The 19,722-nt window shown below is 61.2% G+C and carries 13 protein-coding genes; 6 read left to right on the forward strand and 7 right to left on the reverse strand.

The features are described from left to right. Positions 1-465: 465 nt before the first annotated feature. Together GJ700_RS08085 and GJ700_RS08090 are read left to right on the forward strand one after the other, a co-directional pair. A complete protein-coding gene (locus GJ700_RS08085; protein WP_154372418.1) occupies positions 466-1,119 on the forward strand; it encodes a 3-hydroxyacyl-CoA dehydrogenase NAD-binding domain-containing protein in 654 nt (217 codons plus the stop codon). Positions 1,120-1,660: 541 nt separating this feature from the next. After that, positions 1,661-2,791 (forward strand): RICIN domain-containing protein, encoded by a 1,131-nt coding sequence (locus GJ700_RS08090; protein WP_154372421.1) that lies wholly within the window; start codon positions 1,661-1,663, stop codon positions 2,789-2,791. A 202-nt stretch (positions 2,792-2,993) separates the two neighbouring features. Here the strand turns inward: GJ700_RS08090 and GJ700_RS08095 are convergent, their stop codons facing one another. Beyond that, a complete protein-coding gene (locus tag GJ700_RS08095; protein WP_154372423.1) occupies positions 2,994-5,111 on the reverse strand; it encodes a prolyl oligopeptidase family serine peptidase in 2,118 nt (705 codons plus the stop codon). 14 nt (positions 5,112-5,125) lie between these two features. Continuing rightward, entirely contained in the window at positions 5,126-7,921 is a 2,796-nt protein-coding gene (locus tag GJ700_RS08100) for a TonB-dependent receptor domain-containing protein (protein ID WP_195763818.1), read from the reverse strand. A gap of 250 nt (positions 7,922-8,171) precedes the next feature. Here GJ700_RS08100 and GJ700_RS08105 point away from each other — a divergent pair, with 250 nt between their 5' ends. After that, a complete protein-coding gene (locus GJ700_RS08105) occupies positions 8,172-8,693 on the forward strand; it encodes a PEP-CTERM sorting domain-containing protein (protein ID WP_229506876.1) in 522 nt (173 codons plus the stop codon). Between the two features lie 17 nt (positions 8,694-8,710). Here the strand turns inward: GJ700_RS08105 and ftsZ are convergent, their stop codons facing one another. Continuing rightward, positions 8,711-9,805: a cell division protein FtsZ gene (gene ftsZ / locus GJ700_RS08110; RefSeq protein ID WP_229506877.1), complete on the reverse strand. Its 1,095-nt coding sequence runs from the start codon at positions 9,803-9,805 to the stop codon at positions 8,711-8,713. A 413-nt stretch (positions 9,806-10,218) separates the two neighbouring features. Between ftsZ and argC the strand changes: the two genes are divergently transcribed. Beyond that, positions 10,219-11,256 carry an N-acetyl-gamma-glutamyl-phosphate reductase gene (argC, locus tag GJ700_RS08115; RefSeq protein WP_154372430.1) on the forward strand — a complete coding sequence of 346 codons (1,038 nt, stop codon included), beginning with the start codon at positions 10,219-10,221 and terminating at the stop codon, positions 11,254-11,256. Between the two features lie 50 nt (positions 11,257-11,306). Here the strand turns inward: argC and GJ700_RS08120 are convergent, their stop codons facing one another. From GJ700_RS08120 to GJ700_RS08130, 3 genes are read right to left on the reverse strand one after another with little or no spacing between them, the layout of a single operon-like run. Further along, positions 11,307-12,281, reverse strand: a complete 975-nt coding sequence (locus GJ700_RS08120; RefSeq protein ID WP_154372432.1) for a M14 family metallopeptidase — start codon at positions 12,279-12,281, stop codon at positions 11,307-11,309. Between the two features lie 8 nt (positions 12,282-12,289). Then, positions 12,290-13,771: an NAD-dependent succinate-semialdehyde dehydrogenase gene (locus tag GJ700_RS08125; RefSeq protein ID WP_154372435.1), complete on the reverse strand. Its 1,482-nt coding sequence runs from the start codon at positions 13,769-13,771 to the stop codon at positions 12,290-12,292. 42 nt (positions 13,772-13,813) lie between these two features. After that, entirely contained in the window at positions 13,814-14,908 is a 1,095-nt protein-coding gene (locus tag GJ700_RS08130) for a tartrate dehydrogenase (RefSeq protein ID WP_154372437.1), read from the reverse strand. Between the two features lie 217 nt (positions 14,909-15,125). On the opposite strand from GJ700_RS08130, the gene GJ700_RS08135 reads away from it, so the two are divergent. Both GJ700_RS08135 and acs read left to right on the forward strand, forming a co-directional pair. Further along, a complete protein-coding gene (locus GJ700_RS08135) occupies positions 15,126-16,700 on the forward strand; it encodes a methyl-accepting chemotaxis protein (RefSeq protein ID WP_195763819.1) in 1,575 nt (524 codons plus the stop codon). Positions 16,701-16,736: 36 nt separating this feature from the next. Continuing rightward, positions 16,737-18,719 (forward strand): acetate--CoA ligase, encoded by a 1,983-nt coding sequence (gene acs / locus GJ700_RS08140; protein WP_154372441.1) that lies wholly within the window; start codon positions 16,737-16,739, stop codon positions 18,717-18,719. A 69-nt stretch (positions 18,720-18,788) separates the two neighbouring features. On the opposite strand, the gene GJ700_RS08145 is transcribed toward acs, so the two are convergent. Then, complete coding sequence (locus GJ700_RS08145) at positions 18,789-19,649, reverse strand: GNAT family N-acetyltransferase (RefSeq protein ID WP_154372443.1); 861 nt, start codon at positions 19,647-19,649, stop codon at positions 18,789-18,791. Positions 19,650-19,722 lie beyond the last annotated feature (73 nt).

Here is a 19,722-nt window from a genome sequence, read left to right on the forward strand (position 1 = left end):
GTTCAGGGTGTCGGGCAAACCAGCCTCAGTTTTCATACGTTTTATCCGAACTACATAATTTTTAATCGGAAAAGTATGGAGGGCGGACTGGGGCCAGTCTTGATTGTTTTACATGGTAAACGTTGCTAAATCGGCACAATTGCCTGTCGTCCCGCCGATTCTTGTTGATCGGGGCGGGTACTTTTCAGTGGAATAAACCTGATTTCACATGATGGGATTCGGGCTGCGGTTCCCCACGCCGAAATTTCTCAATCTACAGAAATTCATTCCGCATTGCGGAATCGCGCTGTAAGTCCTTCTTTTTATGGGAAATATCCCTGTCCGTTTTGCTTTCGTGTCGCCGGGTTCAGGTCAGGATGAGCCTTATGATGAAGTGAATGATTTGCGATCCACCGCAAGCGGGTGCTGGCAAACGCAACATGTTTCTATTCAATTTCTATTCACTTACTATCCAAGGAGTCTCACATGGAACTGCATTCTGGCGATAACCGATCAATCCCTGGCATGGCTGTTTTTTCCCGATATGGAACGGCCGGCATGGAAGCTTTCAGCCGTGTTGGCATCATGGGTGCGGGCGCGACGGGCATGGGCATTGCCGACAGCCTGCTGGAGTCCGATATTCCGGTCACCATCTATGAACTTGATCGGGAACCGCTCGATCTGGCCACCGCGGCTATGCGGTCGACGTATCAGAACGCGGTGTGCGACGGCGAGCTGACAGTGGCCCAGCGCGACCGGCGCGTGGCGTTGCTGGCAGCCACCATCAACCTGCATCACTTGAAGGATTGCGATGTGATCGTCGACGCTCTGCACACGAGCGCCGCTGTCAGGGACGGTGTGCTGCGACGGCTCAATGAACTGGCCAAGCCCGGCGCGGTCCTGATTGCTTGCGTCAGTGACGCCGACGAAGACGCCGATGCCGAGGTCAACCGGATTGCCGCACTGATGCGGTTTCCCGAGAACGTGCTGGGTATGCGTCGTACGAACGGCGCGGGCTCGGAGCAGTGGGAGCTCGTGCCTGCCAAGGCGACGTCGGAACGCGCCCTGGCGACGGCAACCAGGGTAGTGCAGAATTTCGGCATGTCGCCGGTCGTTGAGTTGCCACCTGTCTTGTTGTAAGTCTGAACGTTGCCGTTTGCAGCGAGCCCGCCACCAGAGCGGGTCTATGCATATCGGCGCTGCGCCCGCCGCCGGGCACTGAAGTGAGATCCATCAACTGCGCGTATCAGTCGTCGCGGAACCCCCAAGCCAGTGCCGCCTAGACGGACCGCAGCCTCCCGGCGAATATCCGTTCGTCCGCCGTCATCTGGCAGTCATGCATACGACTGCCAGATGACGGCGCGCTGTTTAGCCGGCTCGTCAAGCAAGCCAGTCGTCACCAAGTACAAGCTGGCGGCGACGCCCATCTAGGCATGCACATGCTCGTGTTCGGCTTCAGCTCCACTACCTGTCGTCCCTTACAACTACGTGTAACAGTTCCAGAGTGCGAACATTGGCTCGTAATGTGACCGCGGGATGGCTTGTCCGATATACAATTGTGGCAACGAAAACGCCGCGTCCAGAATACTTTGGATGCATTCGAACCTGCCTACGGTCTATTTCAAGGCCTATTAGCTTCAGAAACCGCGCTGACCGGACGTTAGCTTGTTGAGACAAGGTAATGGAAATGAAAAAAATGCTAATCGAGGCATCTGTTCTTGTTAAAGCAGTTATTTTTTTCAGTATTATGATTTTTTCCGGAACTTATGGAGTTAGATCAGCAAGTGCTTCAACCGCAGGAAGTGACGTTGCTTGGCAACAGTTGAACGGGGAGATCAACGTCTGTTGGGAAAATTTTGACGATAGATACAGCACTGAAGCTGGCTGGGTTAAAAATTCTATTTTTGAAACGTGGCAGAAGTATGGAAACGTGAAATTCGTAGGTTGGGGCCCATGCAGGTCCGAGTCGCGGGGTGTTCGCATTAAAATAGATGATTCCAACCCGCTTGTTCGCGAACTCGGCCGAAAGCTGGATGGTATGAAAAATGGCATGGTACTGAACTTTGACTTTGTCAAATGGGGAAATAGCTCGTGCACTAGCAGACGCGAGGACTGTGTCAGAAATCATGCGGTGCATGAGTTTGGTCATGCATTGGGTTTGGCCCATGAGCACAATACAGCCGGACCGGAGGTTTGCCGGTCGGAAAACCAAGGCTCCAGCGGTGACTGGCCTCTAACTATTTATGATCCTGACTCCATAATGAATTATTGCCGCTCCGGTTCTACCCTTGGTGGGTGGAATCTTAGTCGGGGCGACGTTGATGGAATAAAAACAATCTATCCAAAATATATTCCGGCAGACATTCCCGACGGGCGAAACGGTCAATTAATTACCCAACAATCTGCGCAATGCCTTCACGTGCAGGGAGCTGATGGGCAGAGACGTAGGTTGCTTATGCAATGGCCTTGCCAGAGGACTGCAGAATTCTACTTTTCGTTTCATAAACTTGGTCCGGGCGAATATCAATTACGTTCACCCTACAGCGGCAATTGCTTCCATTACAGTACCAATGGCAACGAACTACGCGCGCCGTTAATGCAATGGGAATGTGCTGAAACTGAAGAATTTAGGTTTAAGATCGACAGTGCTGGCACGGACAGTTGGGGCCAAGAATGGTTTCGTATCCGGGGGAGCAGAAAAGGTAGCGAAGCCTGTTTTCATGTACTGGAAGGGCCCACAAAGGAGCCACGTAAGCCCATGGCCGCTTGGACCTGCCTGAATGGCCCTGAATACTTATTTACGATCAAGTAATTTTCTGCGTTGGCGGCGCCCGTCAATTCAGCATGCGCAACTAACTGGTGCACAGCGTAGCGCGCAACTACGAATTGCGCGCTACGCGCCTTGGCCACTTGCGCGCGTTCCAGTCTCAATCGAGAGTAATACGATTGTTTGAAAAGGCGACACGACCAGCCGCGCCCGGGACCTACCTTCCCTCGCACGGCTGTCACATTGCCTACTTCAACCGGTCCCAAAGAAAGCTGTACACCATCCCATAAAGCCGGGCCTGCTGTTCCCCGTTCACCGCACCGCCGTGCCCGCCATCCATGTTTTCCCAATACAGGACCGGATGGCCCTGTTCCTGCATGCGGGCCACCATCTTGCGCGCATGGGCCGGGTGCACCCGATCGTCCCGGGTCGAACTGGTGAAGAACACCGGCGGGTACGTCCGCGTCTTGTCGAGCAGGTGGTAGGGCGAATAGCGCGAGATGTAGGCCCATTCGTCGGGACGGTCCGGGTCGCCATATTCGTCGATCCACGACGCGCCGGCCAGCATGCGGTGGTAGCGCTTCATGTCGGCAAGCGGGACCTGGCTGACGACCGCGTTGAACAGCTCGGGGCGCTGCAGCGCGGCGACGGAAACCAGCATGCCGCCCAGGCTTCCGCCCATGATGCCGAGATGCGGCGGCGACGTGATCTTCCTCGTGATCAGGTCTTCGGCGACCGCGATAAAGTCGTCGTACGAAACCTGGCGCTTTTCCTTTAGCGCCGCTTCGTGCCAGCGTGGACCGAACTCGCCGCCGCCGCGTATGTTCGACAGCACGTAGACGCCGCCTTTTTCCAGCCAGGCACGGCCAAGGATGCCGCTGTACGACGGTTTCATCGACAGCTCGAATCCGCCATACCCGTACAGCAGCGTCGGATTGTTGCCGTCGAATTTGACGTCCTTGCGCATCACGGCGAAATACGGAATCCGCGTGCCGTCGCTGGCAATGGCAAAGTGCTGCTCCACCTTGAGGCCCGCTGCGTCGAAGAAGGATGGCTGCGATTTCAGTTGCCGCCGCTGATCGCTGCCGACCTGGCCCAGATGCAGCGAGGCCGGGGTCAGGAAGTCGTTCTGGATCAGGAAATAGTCATCCGATTCCAGGTAGTCGAGCGGCGAGATGGACACATTGGCATAGGCCGGCGTGGATACCGTCCGGCGCTCCCATTTCCCTTTCGGCATGCGCCACTCTTGCACCTGGCTGCGAACGTTGACCAGCTCGGTCAGCAGCACGGCGTTCTTCGTGGTGGACACCGATTGCAGCGAGCGGGTGGCATCGGGCTCGTACAGCACGGTGAAATCGCGCTTGCCCGCCATGAAGCCGGAAAAGGCAATCGACAGGAGCGAGCCCTGCAGGTACCGGCGGTTCCCGGCCTGCCAGTCCGCGCGCAGGCGGATCAACAGCTGGTCCTTGAACGTGAAGGCCGTCGCGCTGTTCGGCTTGTCCAGCTTGACCAGCTTACCCCCATGGCGGTAGTACATGTCGTTCGTGAAGAACGATGTCGACCGCACGATAAATTCGCGGTTAAAGCCCGGATACTGGTCGGCGTAGCCGGAGGCGCTGATATCGGCCGGCTGTCCCTCGAACACCAGCTTCGCGGCCTGCAATGGCGTTCCCCGCTGCCATTCCTTGACGATGCGGGGATAGCCCGAACTGGTCAGCGAGCCGGGTCCGAAGTCGGTGGCCACCAGCAAGCGGTCCCGGCTCACCCAGTTCACGTCGCTCTTCGCTTCGGGAAGGGAAAAGCCTCCCGCGACAAAGTGCAGGCCCCGGGTGTCGAACTCGCGCACGACGTGCGCGTCGCCGCCGCCCCGGGTGAGCGAGAACAGGCACCGCTCGGCTTGCGGCTTGAGGCAGTCCATGCCGTGCCATACCCAGTTCTCGTTTTCATCGCGCGCCAGGCGGTCGACGTCCAGCACCACTTCCCAATGCGCCCCCTGCGGGGCGTCGGTCATGTAGCGTTCCGGTGTCGTGCGCCGCAGGACGCCGCGGGGGTGGTCGGCGTCTTTCCAGAAGTTATAGAAGTACTTCCCTTGCTTCTCGACGTAAGGAATCCGCTCGCGCGAGTCGACCACTTCGCGGATCGCGTCCGTGGTTTGCCGGAAGCCGGGCAGCGCGCCCAGCTGGCTGGTCGTGCGGCTGTTCCACTGCCTGACCCAGTCCAGCGCCCGCTCCGAGCTCACGTCCTCGAGCCACAAATAGGGATCGCTTTCCGATACCGGTGCGGGCGCCGGCGGCTGGGCATGCGCAGCCGCGCCGAACAACAGCGCGGCCGCCATTCCAAGGCCCATAGTCCTGATTGGAATCATGTGTCGCATTTCCTTCAGAACTTGTGCTCGACGGTCAGCATTACGGTACGCGCACGCAGCGGCAGCGAACCGCCCGGATACAGTTTGACGGGGTCCTTGCGGTCGAACAGGTTGAACACATTCGCCGACACCGTGGTGCCAGGGCGGAACGCGTAGCGGGTCCACAGGTCGACCGTCGTGTCCGAGGCAATACGGCACTCGTCCTTGCTCACGCCACGGCTGGCGCAGCCTTCAATGCTGCTGGTCGAATCGAGGTCACCCCAGGCGAGTTTGGTGCCGTTCGTATAGTTCGCGCGCAGGCCGGCGACGAGCGAGCCCAGTTCCCACGACATCTTGGCGACGGCGCGCGTGCGCGGGACACCGCGGTAGCCGACATAGTTCACCGTGTAGGCGTTGGCGAAGCTGTCCCATTGCTGGTATTCGAACTGGTGGTTGAGTTCCAGGCCCACGTTGAGCGTGCCCGAATCGCCCAGGTTCCAGCGTCCCTTGGCGTCGAGATCGAGGCCGGAGACGCGCGACTTGCCGTAGTTCTCGTACTGCGCCGCGATGGTCCGGATCGGACCGATCGGGTAAGCCACGGTCTTGCCCGACAGTTCGGCGGCCCGGCGGGCAATGTCCAGGTCGTGCGCGGTCAGCGGATCGCGCTGCACCAGTCCGCCCAACCGGTCTTCGTTGGCGAGGGTCTGGTCGATGCTCTTGACGGCAATTTCGTCACGGCGCTTGATGTTGTAATAGTCGATGGTAAAACTGAACGCGCGCATCGGCTGGATCACCAGGCCCGCCGTGAAGCTGTTGGTGTATTCGGGCTTCAGGTCGGGATTCGGGGTGACCGCCGACGGGAAACTGACCGAGCATCCCAGCGCGTAGGCGGTCAGGGCCATGTTCTTGTCCGCCGCGTTGCCGGTATTGAGGATATTCCTGAGTTCCGTGGCGGCCGCGCAGCGTTTCGGGTCGGTGTAGCCGTTGTTGAACCAGGAGGCGCCGCCATTGCCGGTTTCCGGCAGGCTCGGGGCCCGGAAGCCCTTGGAGGCGGTGCCGCGCACCATCAGCATGTCGTTGGCTTTATAGCGCAGCCCGACTTTCGGTACGACAGCGCCGGCTTGTCCGATCACCTTGTCGCCACGGACCGCGAAGCTGCCTTCCAGTTGATTGGTGAACGGCGCGGCAAGTTCGGCGAAGGCCGCTGCGACCGTGCGCGAGCCGTCGATCTTCACGCCGCTGAACTGGACGATGCGCGCCGCCAGCACGTTATCGCTGCTCATGTGTTCAAACGATTCGCGCCGCAGGTCGACGCCGGTTGCCACTTGCAGTGGGCCTCCCGGCAGCATGTACAGCTCGCGGTTGGCCTTGAAATCCACGAAGGTTTGGCGGTATTCACCATGCGAACCCATTTCCGGGAACATCTTTTCCAGCAGCGCGCGGTCATTGGTCTGGCCGAACTTGTAGGCGCCGCTGACGATGGCGTCGTAGTACGCGTAGCGGTCCCGGTACAGGTGCTGTTGCTGGCGGGCCTTGGAGCCCATGTGCCCGATCGCGCCATCCCACTCCCAGCCCAGGCCCGCGCCCTGGAGCCCGGCCATCGCACGGAACTGTTCCGACGAGCCGACGTTCTTGAACATGTCGCGATCGTCGGCGAAGCGGTAATTCAGGCCGATCGGGAAGTCATACGGATTTTTCGGATGGCCTACCGGCAATTGAGGATCGGTAAAGTACTGCATCTTGCCGCTGATCGAGTCATACCACGACAGGGGAACGCCGTTGACGTTGCTGCGCGGCGGCGCCGTGTTGTAGTTGTTGCGCGTTTTTGCCAGCTGCAGCTCGCCGTAGGCGGTCATCTCGCCGGACAGCTTGAGCCGGCCCGAGCCAAGGAAGGTGGCCCGCTCGGCAGGCGCGCGGGCCAGGCTGTCCTGCCAATAATCGTAGAAGCATAAGCCGCCTTTCAGGTTCTCCGGCGCGCAGCCGGGCGCCGCGACATTGATGGATTTGCCAGCCAGTGCAGGGTCGCGGTAGTTGGCCGGATAGCGGCCCACGTAGTTGCCGGGCACCGAGCCGGTGGACATGGCGTCGCGGTCCGGGTTCATGCGGATAAACCAGTCGGGCAGCAGCGGCCGGGCCTGGCGATCCGTAAATTTCCCGCGCGAATAGACTTCCAGGTGGGCAAAGGCGTTATAGCCATCCGCATCGAAGTCGCCGGCGCCCCCGACGATCGACGCCTTGCGCTCATGGTCGAGGAATGCATGCTTCAGCGATTGCTGGGCCGACGCTTTCACGCCGACGCCGCGGAAATTCTTGCGCGTGATGATGTTGACGACACCGGCCACCGCGTCGGAACCATAGACCGCGGAAGCGCCGTCCTTGAGGATCTCGACGCGTTCGATGACGTCGCTTGGGATGGAGTCGATGTTGACGAAGTTGGCTTGCAGCCCGTCCGCGAAGCCGTAGGACGACAGGCGCCGGCCATTGAGCAGCACCAGCGTCGCGCCCGTGCCGAGGTTGCGCAGCGAGACGCCGGTGGCGCCGCTGGCCCAGGAATTCGTGCCGCCCAGGTCGCTGATCGCACCCCGGTCATTGCTGGTCAGGTTATCCAGGATTTGCGCCACGGTCTGTGCGCCGCTTTGCTCGATTTCCTGGCGCGACAGGACCTGGACCGGGGAGGCGGTTTCCGAGTCAACGCGCTTGAGGTTGGAACCCGTTACCACGACGCGCTGGGGAGTCTTGTCGTCCGCATTCTGCGCCAGGGCGATTCCCGGAAAGGCTGCGACGATCGATGCGACCAGGACGGTGTACTGCAACTTACTGCTGTGCTTCACGTGTGTCTCCTTGTTATTCATGGACGATTTGCTCGTTCTACATGTTGTCGCAAGGATAATTTTGGAAGGCGGGCACTGTCTTGAGGGTTTTCCAGCACTTTCACGATGAAATCGGCACAAGAAAAAAACCCGCCAAATCAGGTCATGCTACGATCCAGGTGCATTGTTTTAAATGCAAACTTACATATTTGTTCATTTCACTTCACTTGATATTGAGGACGCTATGCTGAAAACATGGATGGCAGGGGCAATGATGGTTGCGAGCGTGGGTGCGCACGCGGAACAGAAGGCGTTTGATATCGTCTACAAGGGCTTTTATGCGTTGCATGCGGATGAATTTCAGCCGGACGCATCGTTGACTGTTTCGATCGTCGTCGATGACCTTGATGGAAATGGCGCATATTCCAAGGATGAACTCTGGGAACTGACGGCCAGCAATATCCATTACACGAATGGGGCGTGCAACTACCTCAGCTGCATCGATTACTTCAACTGGACGCCAGGCCAGTTGCCCAACTACAGTGCGCGTTTCCAGCGGCAAGACTTGTTCAACTACACGTTGACGGGGATCGTCACCGGTGTCGCCTACAGGGAATTCTATTCGGACGGCGGCGGGTTCAGCTCCAGCCAGACCTGGGAGTGGACTCCCGCGACGCAGACCTCGATCATACCCACCAGCCCGGTTCCGGAACCGTCGGGTTATGCCATGCTGGGCGTCGGGCTGGCCGCGCTGGCTGCGCTGGGGCGCCGCCGGCACGGTGTCAGCGCATAGAAGGCTGGGGACGTGGCCTAGGATGCAATCTGTCGCAGGGGCGATTGTGGCGGGGGTTCTCTCAGCCCGCTGCCCCGAACCAGATTGGGCGCACCGGGCCCAAGACTGCCGCCCGGCGTTAAGCGTGATATTGCCGACCGCCGCGCGCCGTTAGCGAGGTCGCTGGGCCGGTTCAATCCGGTGGCGACCACGGTCACGCGCATGGCGTCACCCAGCGCATCGTCAAAGACCGCGCCGAATTTGATGATGGCGTCATCGCTGACCTGCGCGCAAATCACGTTCATCACCTGCTTGGTTTCGCGCAGTTTCAGTGTTTCCTCGGAAGCGGTGATGTTGACCAGCAACCCGCGCGCCGCGTGCAGGTTGGAGCCATCGAGCAGCGGGCAGGAGATGGCCTCTTCGGCCGCCTTGACGGCGCGGTCGTCGCCGGAATGCTGGGCCGAACCCATCATCGCGATGCCGGTCTGGCGCATGACGGTGCGGACGTCTTCGAAGTCGACGTTGATCATGCCGGGCACGGTGATGATTTCCGCGATGCCGGAAACCGCCTTGCTCAACACTTCATCGGCGGCGGCAAACGCCTGCTTTTGCGTGATGTCGTCGCCCAATACTTCCTCGAGGCGGCTGTTGAGAACGATGACGAGCGAATCGACACATTTCGCCAGCAAGGCAATCCCTTCCTCGGCGACCCGCATGCGCCGCGGTCCCTCGAATTCGAACGGTTTCGATACGACGCCCACCGTCAGGATGCCCATCTCGCGGGCCACCTCGGCGACCACGGGCGCCGCGCCGGTGCCGGTGCCGCCCCCCATGCCGGCCGTCAGGAACACCATGTTGGCGCCCTTGAGCGCGTCGGCAATGATGGTGCGTTCGCGCAGCGCGTTTTCCCGGCCGACAACCGGGTCGCTGCCGGCGCCAAGGCCGCTCTCGCCAAGCTGGATGCGCCGTTCCACGCGCGTAAACGACAGTGCCTGCGCGTCCGTATTGGCGCAGATAAATTCGAAGCCGGACAGTCCGGAGGCGGCCATGTGGTTGACAGCGTTGCCGCCGGCGCCGCCAATGCCGATGATCTTGATGACTGTCTCATGTTGGGAATGTTTAAGGTCTAACAAAGGAGGCTCCTTCTGATGGAATTGCGCCCGGCCACCCGTGCCGTAAGACGATGCATCAAGTTGCTTCCATGCATCTGCCGACCGTCCAGGGCGACCGTCAGCGGTACTGGCCAGTGCCGAGTCCAATAGCCTACTTGCTGAAGCGCGCACGATACAGCCCATAAACGATTCTTTCGCAAGCATTTGTAATACTGCGTGCAAATGCGGGGAAACACTGGCTATCAGGATTCACCCAGCTGTCTTTCCATATACAAACAGTTGTGCCAGCCGATTGTTTCACCGAGGCGCATGTATTCGCTTTTTTATAGCGGCCGTACGCCGGCTTTCGGCAATTTCTTCTTCAGGCGGACTGTTACATTTTGAGTCTTGTGGCGCGCCCGTTGTGGGCGCGCATTTTTTCTGAAGAGACTCACATGATCAAAGTTGGCATCGTCGGCGGGACAGGGTATACCGGCGTGGAATTGTTGCGGTTGCTGTCTGGCCATCCGCATGTGCAATTAACCGCGATTACGTCGCGCAAGGAAGATGGATTACCGGTGGCCGACCTGTTCCCGTCGCTGCGGGGCAAAGTCAACCTGGCGTTTTCCGCGCCCGACAAGGCTGACTTGACGCGGTGCGACGTGCTGTTCTTTGCCACGCCGCACGGCGTTGCGATGGAACAGGCGCCCGCGCTGCTGGCGGCCGGCGTCATGGTGATCGACCTGGCGGCCGATTTCCGCCTGAAAAACCCGGCCACCTTCGAGCAGTGGTACAAGATGCCGCACGCCTGTCCGGAATTGCTGCCGGAGGCGGTGTATGGTTTGCCGGAGCTGAACCGGGAAGCGATCCGCTCGGCGCGCCTGATCGCCAATCCGGGCTGTTATCCGACCACCATGTTGTTGGGGTTTTATCCGCTGCTGAACGCCAACCTGATTGACGCCGGAACATTGATCGCCGACGCCAAGACGGGCGTGTCCGGCGCCGGCCGCAAGACCGAGATTGCCACGCTGTTTGCCGAGGCAAGCGACAACTTCAAGGCCTACGGCGTTTCAGGCCACCGCCATGCGCCGGAAACCGTGGCGCAGTTGCAGCGCTTCAGCAGCCAGCCGGTGTCGCTGATTTTTACGCCACACCTGGTGCCGATGATCCGGGGCATGCACGCGACGCTGTATGCGCGCCTGACTTCCGACGTGACCAACGAGCAGTTGCAGGCACTGTTTGAAGAACAGTACAAGGATGCGCCGTTTATCGATGTGATGCCGTTCGGCGCGCATCCGGAAACCCGTTCCACCCGGGGTTCCAATATGCTGCGCCTGGCGCTGCACCGTCCCGGCAATGGCGATACGGTGGTGATCCTGGTGGTGCAGGACAATCTGATGAAAGGCGCTGCCGGCCAGGCGGTGCAATGCATGAACCTGATGTTCGGCTGCCCGGAAACGGAGGGGCTGCAGCATACCGCGTTGCTGCCATAACGGTTCGCGCTGAAGCGCGGCCTGGTGTTCCGGCCGCGCTTCATGCGCCATCACGCGAGCAATTGCCCCAGCCGCACCACCGTCACCCCTGGCCGCAGTTGCCGCAGCGACGGCATCACCAGCACGCAGTTCGGGTAGGGCGTCGTCACCGGTTCGCCATCGCGCCACGCAATGGTGGTGCCCTGCTCAGGGAAGATTTCCAGCCCCGTGAAATTGCCGGCGAACCGGAAATCCATGCTGGTGGCCACGACCGGTTCCGTCACGCGCACCACGTGCGTGGCGGCTGGAATACGGCGGCGCCAATCCGGCGGGACATCTTCCAGGCCGATGGTCCCGTGCATGGCAAGGAAGCGCGCCGTGACATCGCGCGCCACCACCGCTGCCGACGCTTCCCAGTGCTGCCCGCATTCGACCAGTAATGCATTTTTCGGGCTGGCAGGGTCACCAAAGCCGCCGTAATCGCGCATGCGGCAGCCTTCCGGATGGCCCTCGTCGCTGACGATGCACGATGGCGTCTGCAACTGGCGCGCCATGGCGATGCCTTTGTCCAGCGGACCGGACACCGCCAGCGGTTCGCTGCGCTCATGCATGGAATGCAGGTCCAGCAAGTAGTCGACGCTGTCGACCAACGGCCGCAATTGCCGCGCGCGGCGCAGTTCGGAGGAGTCGCGCGACAGGTCGTCCAGGATGGCCGCGGTCCATACGCGGTTCATGTCCTGGTCGACAAAGCGGGCGGCGTCCGGCTGCGCCGGATCGAACGCCAGGTAGGCGTCGACATTGGCAAACGCCAGCGTCAGCCTGCCCTGGCGCGGGCGTACGCCCAGGTCGAGCAAGTTTTTCAGGGCAATGGCGCCGCATACTTCATTGCCATGGGTGAGGGCGCAGACCATCACGTGCGGGCCCGGCACACCGCTGTCAAACGTGTAGACATACGGTATGCCGCAGTTGCCGGCGGCATACGGCCGGATATCCGGGAAATCGATTTCGATCGGATACACGTCGGGGAGTTCGTTGATCGGATACATGGCTGGATTCACGCGGCGCCGCCCTGGCACATGTACTTGGTCTGCATGTAATCGTCCAGGCCGTGGCGCGAACCTTCGCGGCCATAACCGGACTCCTTGACGCCGCCGAATGGCGCCGCTTCCGACGCCAGCACGCCTTCATTGATGCCGACCAGGCCCGATTGCAGCTGGTCCGCCACGCGCCAGGCACGCGCTATGTCGCGGGTGTAGAAATACGTGGCCAGGCCATACGGCGTATCGTTAGCCAGGCGCACCACTTCACTTTCGTCGCGGAAGCGGAACAGTGGCGCCACCGGGCCGAAGGTTTCCTCGCCGGCCAGTTCCATCTCGGGACTGGCGTCGCCCAGCACCGTCGGGGCGTAATAGTTGGGGCCATCGGCGATGTCGTTGCGTACGCGGTGACCACCGGCCAGCGGATGGGCGCCGCGCGCAATCGCGTCCTGTACGTGGCTTTCGATCTTCTCCACCGCGCGGGAATTGATCATTGGGCCGATCTGCGAATCTTCCTGCGTCGCCGGTCCCACGCGCAGCGCTTGCACGCGCGCCACCAGTTTTTCCGCGAACTCGTAATACACGCCATCCTGCACGTAAATACGGTTGGGCGAAACACAGGTCTGGCCGCCGTTGCGGAATTTTGCCGCCATCAAGCCATTCACGGCGGCATCGATGTCGGCATCGTCGAACACGATGAATGGCGCATTGCCGCCCAATTCGAGTGACAAGCGCTTCAAGGTGGCGGCCGATTCCCGCGCCAGGTGCTTGCCGACCGCGGTCGAGCCTGTGAACGTGATTTTGCGTACGCGCGGATCGACCAGCCAGGCGTCGACCACTTCCTTGACGGCTTCGCGCGACGATGTGACGATATTCAGCACGCCGGGTGGCACACCCGCTTCTTCGGCCAGCTTGACCAGCGCCAGCGCCGTCAGCGGCGTATCTTCGGCCGGCTTGGCCACTACCGTGCAGCCGGCTGCCAGGGCCGGGGCGATCTTGCGGGCAATCATCGCCAGCGGGAAGTTCCACGGTGTGATGGCTGCCACCACGCCCACCGGTTCCTTTACCACCATCAGCTTGCGGCCGCGCACCTGCTCTGGAATGATGTCGCCATACGTGCGTACGGCTTCTTCGGCAAACCATTCCACGTAGGTCGCGCCATAGCCGACTTCGCCGCGTGCTTCGGCCAGCGGCTTGCCCTGTTCGCGAGAAATGATCTTCGCCAGGTCATCGGTATTGGCGAGGATCAGCGCGTGCCAGCGTTTGATGATGCGGGCGCGGTCGCGCGCCGGCGTGGTGCGCCAGCCTTCGAACGCCTTATGGGCGGCGACGGCGGCCATGCGGGCATCGACAGCGCTGCTGTCGGGCACCGTGGCAAAGGTGGCGCCGGTGGCGGGATCGGTCACGTCGTAGCGGCGTTCGCCGATGCTGTCGCACCATTTGCCATCGATGAAATTACGCTGCAGCAGCAGGTCGGTACGGGTCAGTGTCAGAGGCATGATATGGGTTCCTTAAGGGATTCCTGTCGGGGTCAATAAAAGTCAGGCGGCGCGTTCGACGGCGGCGGCAATGGCTTTGCCCAGCTCCGTGGTCGAGGCCTTGCCGCCCAGGTCCGCCGTGTGCGGACCGTCATGCAATACTTGCTGGATCGCGGCCAGGATCGCATCGTGGGCCTGGCGGCCCGCCGTGCCGCTCTGGTCGAGGAAGTCCAGCATCAGCGCGCCGGACCAGATCATGCCGATCGGGTTGGCGATGTTCCTGCCATAGATGTCGGGCGCGGAACCGTGCACCGGCTCGAACAGCGACGGGAACTTGCGCTCGGGGTTCAGGTTGGCCGATGGCGCCAGACCCAGCGTGCCGGTGCAGGCCGGACCCAGGTCGGACAGGATGTCGCCGAACAAATTGGACGCCACCACCACGTCGAAGCGTTGCGGCTGCAGCACGAAGCGCGCCGTCAGCGCGTCGATATGCTGCTTGTCCCAGGTGACGTCCTTGAAGCCCGCCGCGATCTCCGCGGCGCGGCCGTCCCACCATGGCATGCTGACGGCAATGCCATTGCTCTTGGTGGCCACCGTCACATGCTTGCGCTCGCGCTGCCGCGCCAGGTCGAACGCGAATTTCAGCACGCGGTCGGTACCATGGCGGGAAAACACGGCCTGCTGCAACACCACTTCGCGCTCCGTGCCTTCGTACATCACGCCGCCCACGGCCGTGTATTCGCCTTCCGTGTTTTCGCGCACGATCATGAAGTCGATGTCGCCCGCCTTGCGGTTGGCCAGAGGGCATGGCACGCCTTCAAACAGGCGGGCCGGGCGCAGGTTGATGTACTGGTCGAATTCGCGGCGGAATTTCAGCAGCGAACCCCACAGCGAGATGTGGTCCGGCACCTTGTCCGGCCAGCCGATGGCACCGAAATAAATCGCGTCCATGCGGGACAGTTGCGCCTTCCAGTCGTCCGGCATCATCTTGCCGTGGGCCGCGTAATAGTCGCAGCTGGCCCATTCGATGTGGGTGTATTGGAGCGCGATGCCAAAGCGTTTCGCTGCGGCGTCCAGCACGCGCAAGCCTTCCGGCATGACTTCCTTGCCGATGCCGTCGCCTGCGATGACGGCGATATTGAATGTTTTCTTCGTCATGAAGATGGGTCCTTGACTATGAATTGCGGACATGGTGTCCGTCGGATGGATGTACCCCATGGTAGTTGCTGAGCGCTGGCGGGAAGATGCGTTCCACTGGGGTGATACGGTAGAAATGGTGTTTTTTTCCAGCTCTTTTGCGATTTTCTGCGGCAGGCCCGGTGCCATACTGCCTGCACGCCAGCCGGGCTGTTACTACGTGGGAGATGCAATATATATGACCATTAAATTCCGCCTGATCATCGTGATCACGTCACTGTCGGTCCTGGCTGCAGGCTTGGGCGTGCTGGGGCTGCAAGGCATGAAATACGCCAACGAAGGGTTAAAGACCGTCTATGAAGACCGCGCGCTGGTGCTGGAACGTATTTCGCGCATCGATGCGCTGATGCTGCAAAGCCGGCTGTCGCTGTCGCTGGCGATCACCGATCCGATGGTGGACATTAAGGCCGAGTCGGGGCAAGTCGAAAAAAACATTGCTGAAATCAACCAGGCATGGAGCGCGTATCTGGCTGTGGTGGGCGCGGCGGCAGAACGGCAACTCGCGGATAAGTTCGGCGCCGCCTGGTCGAAAATGCACACCGATGGCTTGCAGCCGGCGGTCGCCGCCCTGCGCAATGGCGATATCGAGGGGGCCAAGGCGGCGCAAGACCGCATGCGCGGCATGGCGGCCGACGTGGTCAACGGCATCGCTGCCGTGCGCAAGTTGCAGGTGGCGGGGGCCAAGAGCGAATACGATAATGCGGTGGTGCGCTATACGTGGCTGCGCAACAGCGCTGCCGTGGCCATTTTGCTGGGCACGTTTGCCGCCGCGCTGTTTGGCTACTACCTGATCCGAAATATTTACCGCGACCTGGGTGGAGAGCCGGGTTATGCCGCCGATATCGTGCGGCGGATTGCGGCCGGCGACCTGAGTACGGGTGTGACCGTGCGGCCGGGCAGCGAAGGCAGCCTGCTGGCTGCGATGGACGCCATGCAGCGCAACTTGACACAGACCATCGGCGAGATCAACCAGGCGACACATACCATCAGCAGTGCTTCCACCCAGGTGGCCAGCGGCAGCCAGGACTTGCACGCGCAAACCGGGCAGCAAGTGGTGTCGCTGAAGCAGACCGCCAGGGCGATGGAAGACATGGCGTCGACCGTCAAGCAAAACGCGGACAATGCGCGTGACGCGAACCAGCTGGTCGCGTCGGCGTCGGAAACCGCCCAGCAAGGCGGCGCCGTGGTGGCCGAGGTGGTCAACAAGATGGAATCGATCAACGCGTCGGCGAAGAAAATCGTCGACATCATAGGCGTGATCGATGGCATTGCATTCCAGACCAATATCCTTGCGCTGAATGCGGCGGTGGAGGCGGCGCGCGCCGGTGAACAGGGGCGCGGCTTTGCCGTGGTGGCGGGCGAAGTGCGCAACCTGGCGCAGCGCGCGGCCGGCGCGGCGCGGGAAATCAAAGCATTGATTGACGATTCCGTCGGCAAGATCGGCGCCGGTGCGCAGCTGGTCAACCAGGCGGGCAACACCATGCACGAGATCATGGCCAGCGTTAACCGCGTCACGCATATTGTCAGCGGCATCGCCGCCGCCAGCGAGCGGCAAGCGCTCGACATCGGCCAGATCAGCCTTGCCATCAGCCGTATCGACCAGGTCACGCAAAGCAATGCGGAACTGGTCGACGATGTGGCCGGCGCTTCCGAATCACTGCGCGACCAGGCTTTGAGGCTGGACCAACTGGTGACCATATTCAAACTGGAGCCGGAACCGTCTACCGCTGTTGCACTGTTGCCGTCGCCCTGAAAGGCTTGAACGATTACCTATTTTGAAAGGAAACCCATGGCTGAATCTGACGCGTTGAAGCATGAACATCGCCTTATCCCTCCAACGCTGCAATTCGCGCAGCATGCGCGTGTCTCGGGGATGGAGGCCTACCAGGCACTGTGCGCCGAAGCCGAGCAGGATTTCGAAGGCTTCTGGGCCCGCCTGGCCCGGGAAAACGTGGACTGGAAAGTGCCGTTCACGAAAACGCTGAACGAAGACAACGCGCCATTCTTCAAATGGTTCGAAGACGGCAAGCTGAATGTGTCGTACAACTGCCTGGACCGCAATCTGGCCAACGGCAACGCCGACAAGACCGCCATCATCTTCGAAGCGGATGACGGCGCCGTGACCAACGTCACCTATAAGGAATTGCACGCCAAGGTCTGCCAGTTCGCCAACGGCCTGAAATCGCGCGGCATCAGGAAGGGCGACCGCGTGATTATTTACATGTCGATGTCGGTGGAAGGGGTGGCCGCGATGCAGGCGTGCGCCCGTATCGGCGCGACGCACTCGGTGGTGTTCGGCGGCTTCTCCGCCAAATCGCTGCAAGAGCGCATCATTGACGCGGGCGCCGTGGCGGTCATCACAGCCGACGAGCAGCGGCGGGGTGGCAAGTGTCTGCCGCTGAAATCCATCGTCGATGACGCGCTGGCGCTGGGCGGCTGCGATTCTGTGCGGGACGTGATTGTTTACCAGCGCACCGGCAACCCGATCGCCTTCAAGGAAGGCCGCGATATCTGGTTGCAGGACCTGGTCGACAAGCAGCCGCTTGACTGCGAACCGGAATGGGTGGAAGCGGAACATCCGCTGTTCATCCTGTACACGTCCGGTTCCACCGGCACCCCGAAAGGCGTGCAGCACGCGACGGGCGGCTACCTGCTGTGGGCCAACCTGACGATGCAGTGGACTTTCGACATCAAGCCGACCGACGTGTTCTGGTGCACCGCCGATATCGGCTGGGTCACGGGTCACACGTATATCGCGTACGGCCCGACGTCGGTGGGCGCGACCCAGATCGTGTTCGAAGGCATTCCGACCTTCCCGCACGCGGGCCGCTTCTGGGAAACTATCGGCAAACACAAGGTCAGTATTTTCTACACGGCGCCAACCGCGATCCGTTCGCTGATCAAGGCATCCGACCTTGACGCCAACGTGCATCCGAAGAGCTTCGACCTGTCGTCGCTGCGCCTGCTGGGTTCCGTCGGCGAGCCGATCAATCCGGAAGCATGGATGTGGTACTACAAGAACGTGGGCAAAGAACAGTGCCCGATCGTCGACACCTTCTGGCAAACCGAAACGGGCGGCCACATGATCACGCCGCTGCCGGGCGCCACGCCGATGACGCCGGGTTCGTGCACGTTGCCGCTGCCGGGCATCATGACCGCCATCGTCGACGAAGCGGGTCACGACGTGCCGAACGGCCAGGGCGGCATCCTGGTGGTGAAACGCCCATGGCCATCGATGATCCGCACCATCTGGGGCAATCCGGAACGCTTCAAGACCAGCTACTTCCCGGAAGAATTCGGCGGCAAATACTACCTGGCCGGCGACGGCGCGATCCGCCACAAGGACACCGGTTACTTCACCATCACCGGCCGGATCGACGACGTGCTGAACGTGTCGGGCCACCGCATGGGCACGATGGAAATCGAATCGGCGCTGGTGGCCAATCCGCTGGTGGCGGAAGCTGCCGTGGTCGGCAAGCCGGATGAAACCACGGGTGAGTCGATCTGCGCGTTCGTCGTGTTGAAACAAGCCCGTCCGACCGGCGACGATGCGAAAAAGCTGGCGCTGGAACTGCGCAACTGGGTCGCCAGGGAAATCGGTCCGATCGCGAAACCGAAGGAAATCCGCTTCGGCGACAACTTGCCGAAGACCCGCTCCGGCAAGATCATGCGCCGACTATTACGTGTGCTGGCCAGGGGCGAGGCGATCACGCAGGATGTGTCGACGCTGGAAAATCCGGCGATTCTGGAACAGCTGAAGCAGGCACAATAAGCTGCTGGTGCAAGTCGCCTGCTACAGGCCAGGGGCGCGACGCCCCTGGCCTGTACCGGTTTTACATCATCAGCACAGCGCCTGGTTAATGATGGCGAATTGGCGCAGCGCGGGATCGGCTTCCGGCGCGCCGTTGCGGCTCATGGCCACGCCGCTGTCGACCTGCGCCAGTCCGGCCTGGGCCAGCCAGTCGCCCAGGCCGCTATCGCCGCTGACATCGAGCCGGACAAAGGCGCCGGCGCAGGCGTCCGACCAGTGTGCAATCAGTGCCTTGGCGCTGTCCGTGTCCGGCGCCACCAGCGGACCAATGACCTGGCCACGCCCGAAGCGGCGCAGCAAGGCAAAGCCGGCAAGTTGGCCGTCCCGTTCCAGTACCGCGCCTTCGGCCACGGTAACGAGCTGCTTCAGCACATCGCCGCGCGACATCCCGGCGCCACGGTCCGCCAGTGCGATGATGGCGGCGAGGTCGCCTGGCTCGGCCAGGCGCACGCTGGCGCCGGCGGGAAGCTGCGTGGCCGGAAACCCTGTCAGCGTCCCCTGGTGCTGGCAGATCGTACCGGTGGGTTGGAAGCCCAGGCGTTCATACAACGGCTGGCCGGCTTGAGTGGCGATCAAATGCGTGCAACGCTCCCCCAATTGGTCCAGGACCCGCTGCATCAATTCACGGCCGATGCCTTTACCCTGGTGCTGCGCTGAAACAATGATCATTCCCACCGTTCCGTGGCGTTCCCGCTGCTGCCAGCACAGGGCGGTGCCGATCACGGTCCCATCGGCCTCCGCAACAAAACCGGCGCCCAGGCGCAGCACGAATTGCCAGTCTTCCAGGCGGTGCGGCCAGCGCAAGGCTTGCGACAGTGCATGCGCCGCCGGCAAATCGTTTTCTGTGATGGGACGGTAAATAATGGTGGTATTGCTTGGTTCGATGAGCATGATGTTTTCCTTCGGCTTCTCCCTGAATGAGGACTATCTTGCCACACGCATTTGCCGCTGGCGACAGGGGGAA

This window comes from Pseudoduganella rivuli, from assembly GCF_009674485.1.
Classification (GTDB): domain Bacteria; phylum Pseudomonadota; class Gammaproteobacteria; order Burkholderiales; family Burkholderiaceae_D; genus Rugamonas; species Rugamonas rivuli_B.

What these genes read in the sequence shown, in the direction of transcription:
- GJ700_RS08120 (WP_154372432.1), bottom strand. Translation starts at nt 12,281, where the DNA reads ATGTATCCGATCAACGAACTCCCCGACGTGTATCCGATCGAAATCGAT.
- GJ700_RS08125 (WP_154372435.1), bottom strand. Translation starts at nt 13,771, where the DNA reads ATGCCTCTGACACTGACCCGTACCGACCTGCTGCTGCAGCGTAATTTC.
- GJ700_RS08090 (WP_154372421.1), top strand. Translation starts at nt 1,661, where the DNA reads ATGGAAATGAAAAAAATGCTAATCGAGGCATCTGTTCTTGTTAAAGCA.
- GJ700_RS08105 (WP_229506876.1), top strand. Translation starts at nt 8,172, where the DNA reads ATGATGGTTGCGAGCGTGGGTGCGCACGCGGAACAGAAGGCGTTTGAT.
- GJ700_RS08145 (WP_154372443.1), bottom strand. Translation starts at nt 19,649, where the DNA reads ATGCTCATCGAACCAAGCAATACCACCATTATTTACCGTCCCATCACA.
- acs (WP_154372441.1), top strand. Translation starts at nt 16,737, where the DNA reads ATGGCTGAATCTGACGCGTTGAAGCATGAACATCGCCTTATCCCTCCA.
- GJ700_RS08130 (WP_154372437.1), bottom strand. Translation starts at nt 14,908, where the DNA reads ATGACGAAGAAAACATTCAATATCGCCGTCATCGCAGGCGACGGCATC.
- GJ700_RS08085 (WP_154372418.1), top strand. Translation starts at nt 466, where the DNA reads ATGGAACTGCATTCTGGCGATAACCGATCAATCCCTGGCATGGCTGTT.
- GJ700_RS08135 (WP_195763819.1), top strand. Translation starts at nt 15,126, where the DNA reads ATGACCATTAAATTCCGCCTGATCATCGTGATCACGTCACTGTCGGTC.
- argC (WP_154372430.1), top strand. Translation starts at nt 10,219, where the DNA reads ATGATCAAAGTTGGCATCGTCGGCGGGACAGGGTATACCGGCGTGGAA.
- GJ700_RS08095 (WP_154372423.1), bottom strand. Translation starts at nt 5,111, where the DNA reads ATGATTCCAATCAGGACTATGGGCCTTGGAATGGCGGCCGCGCTGTTG.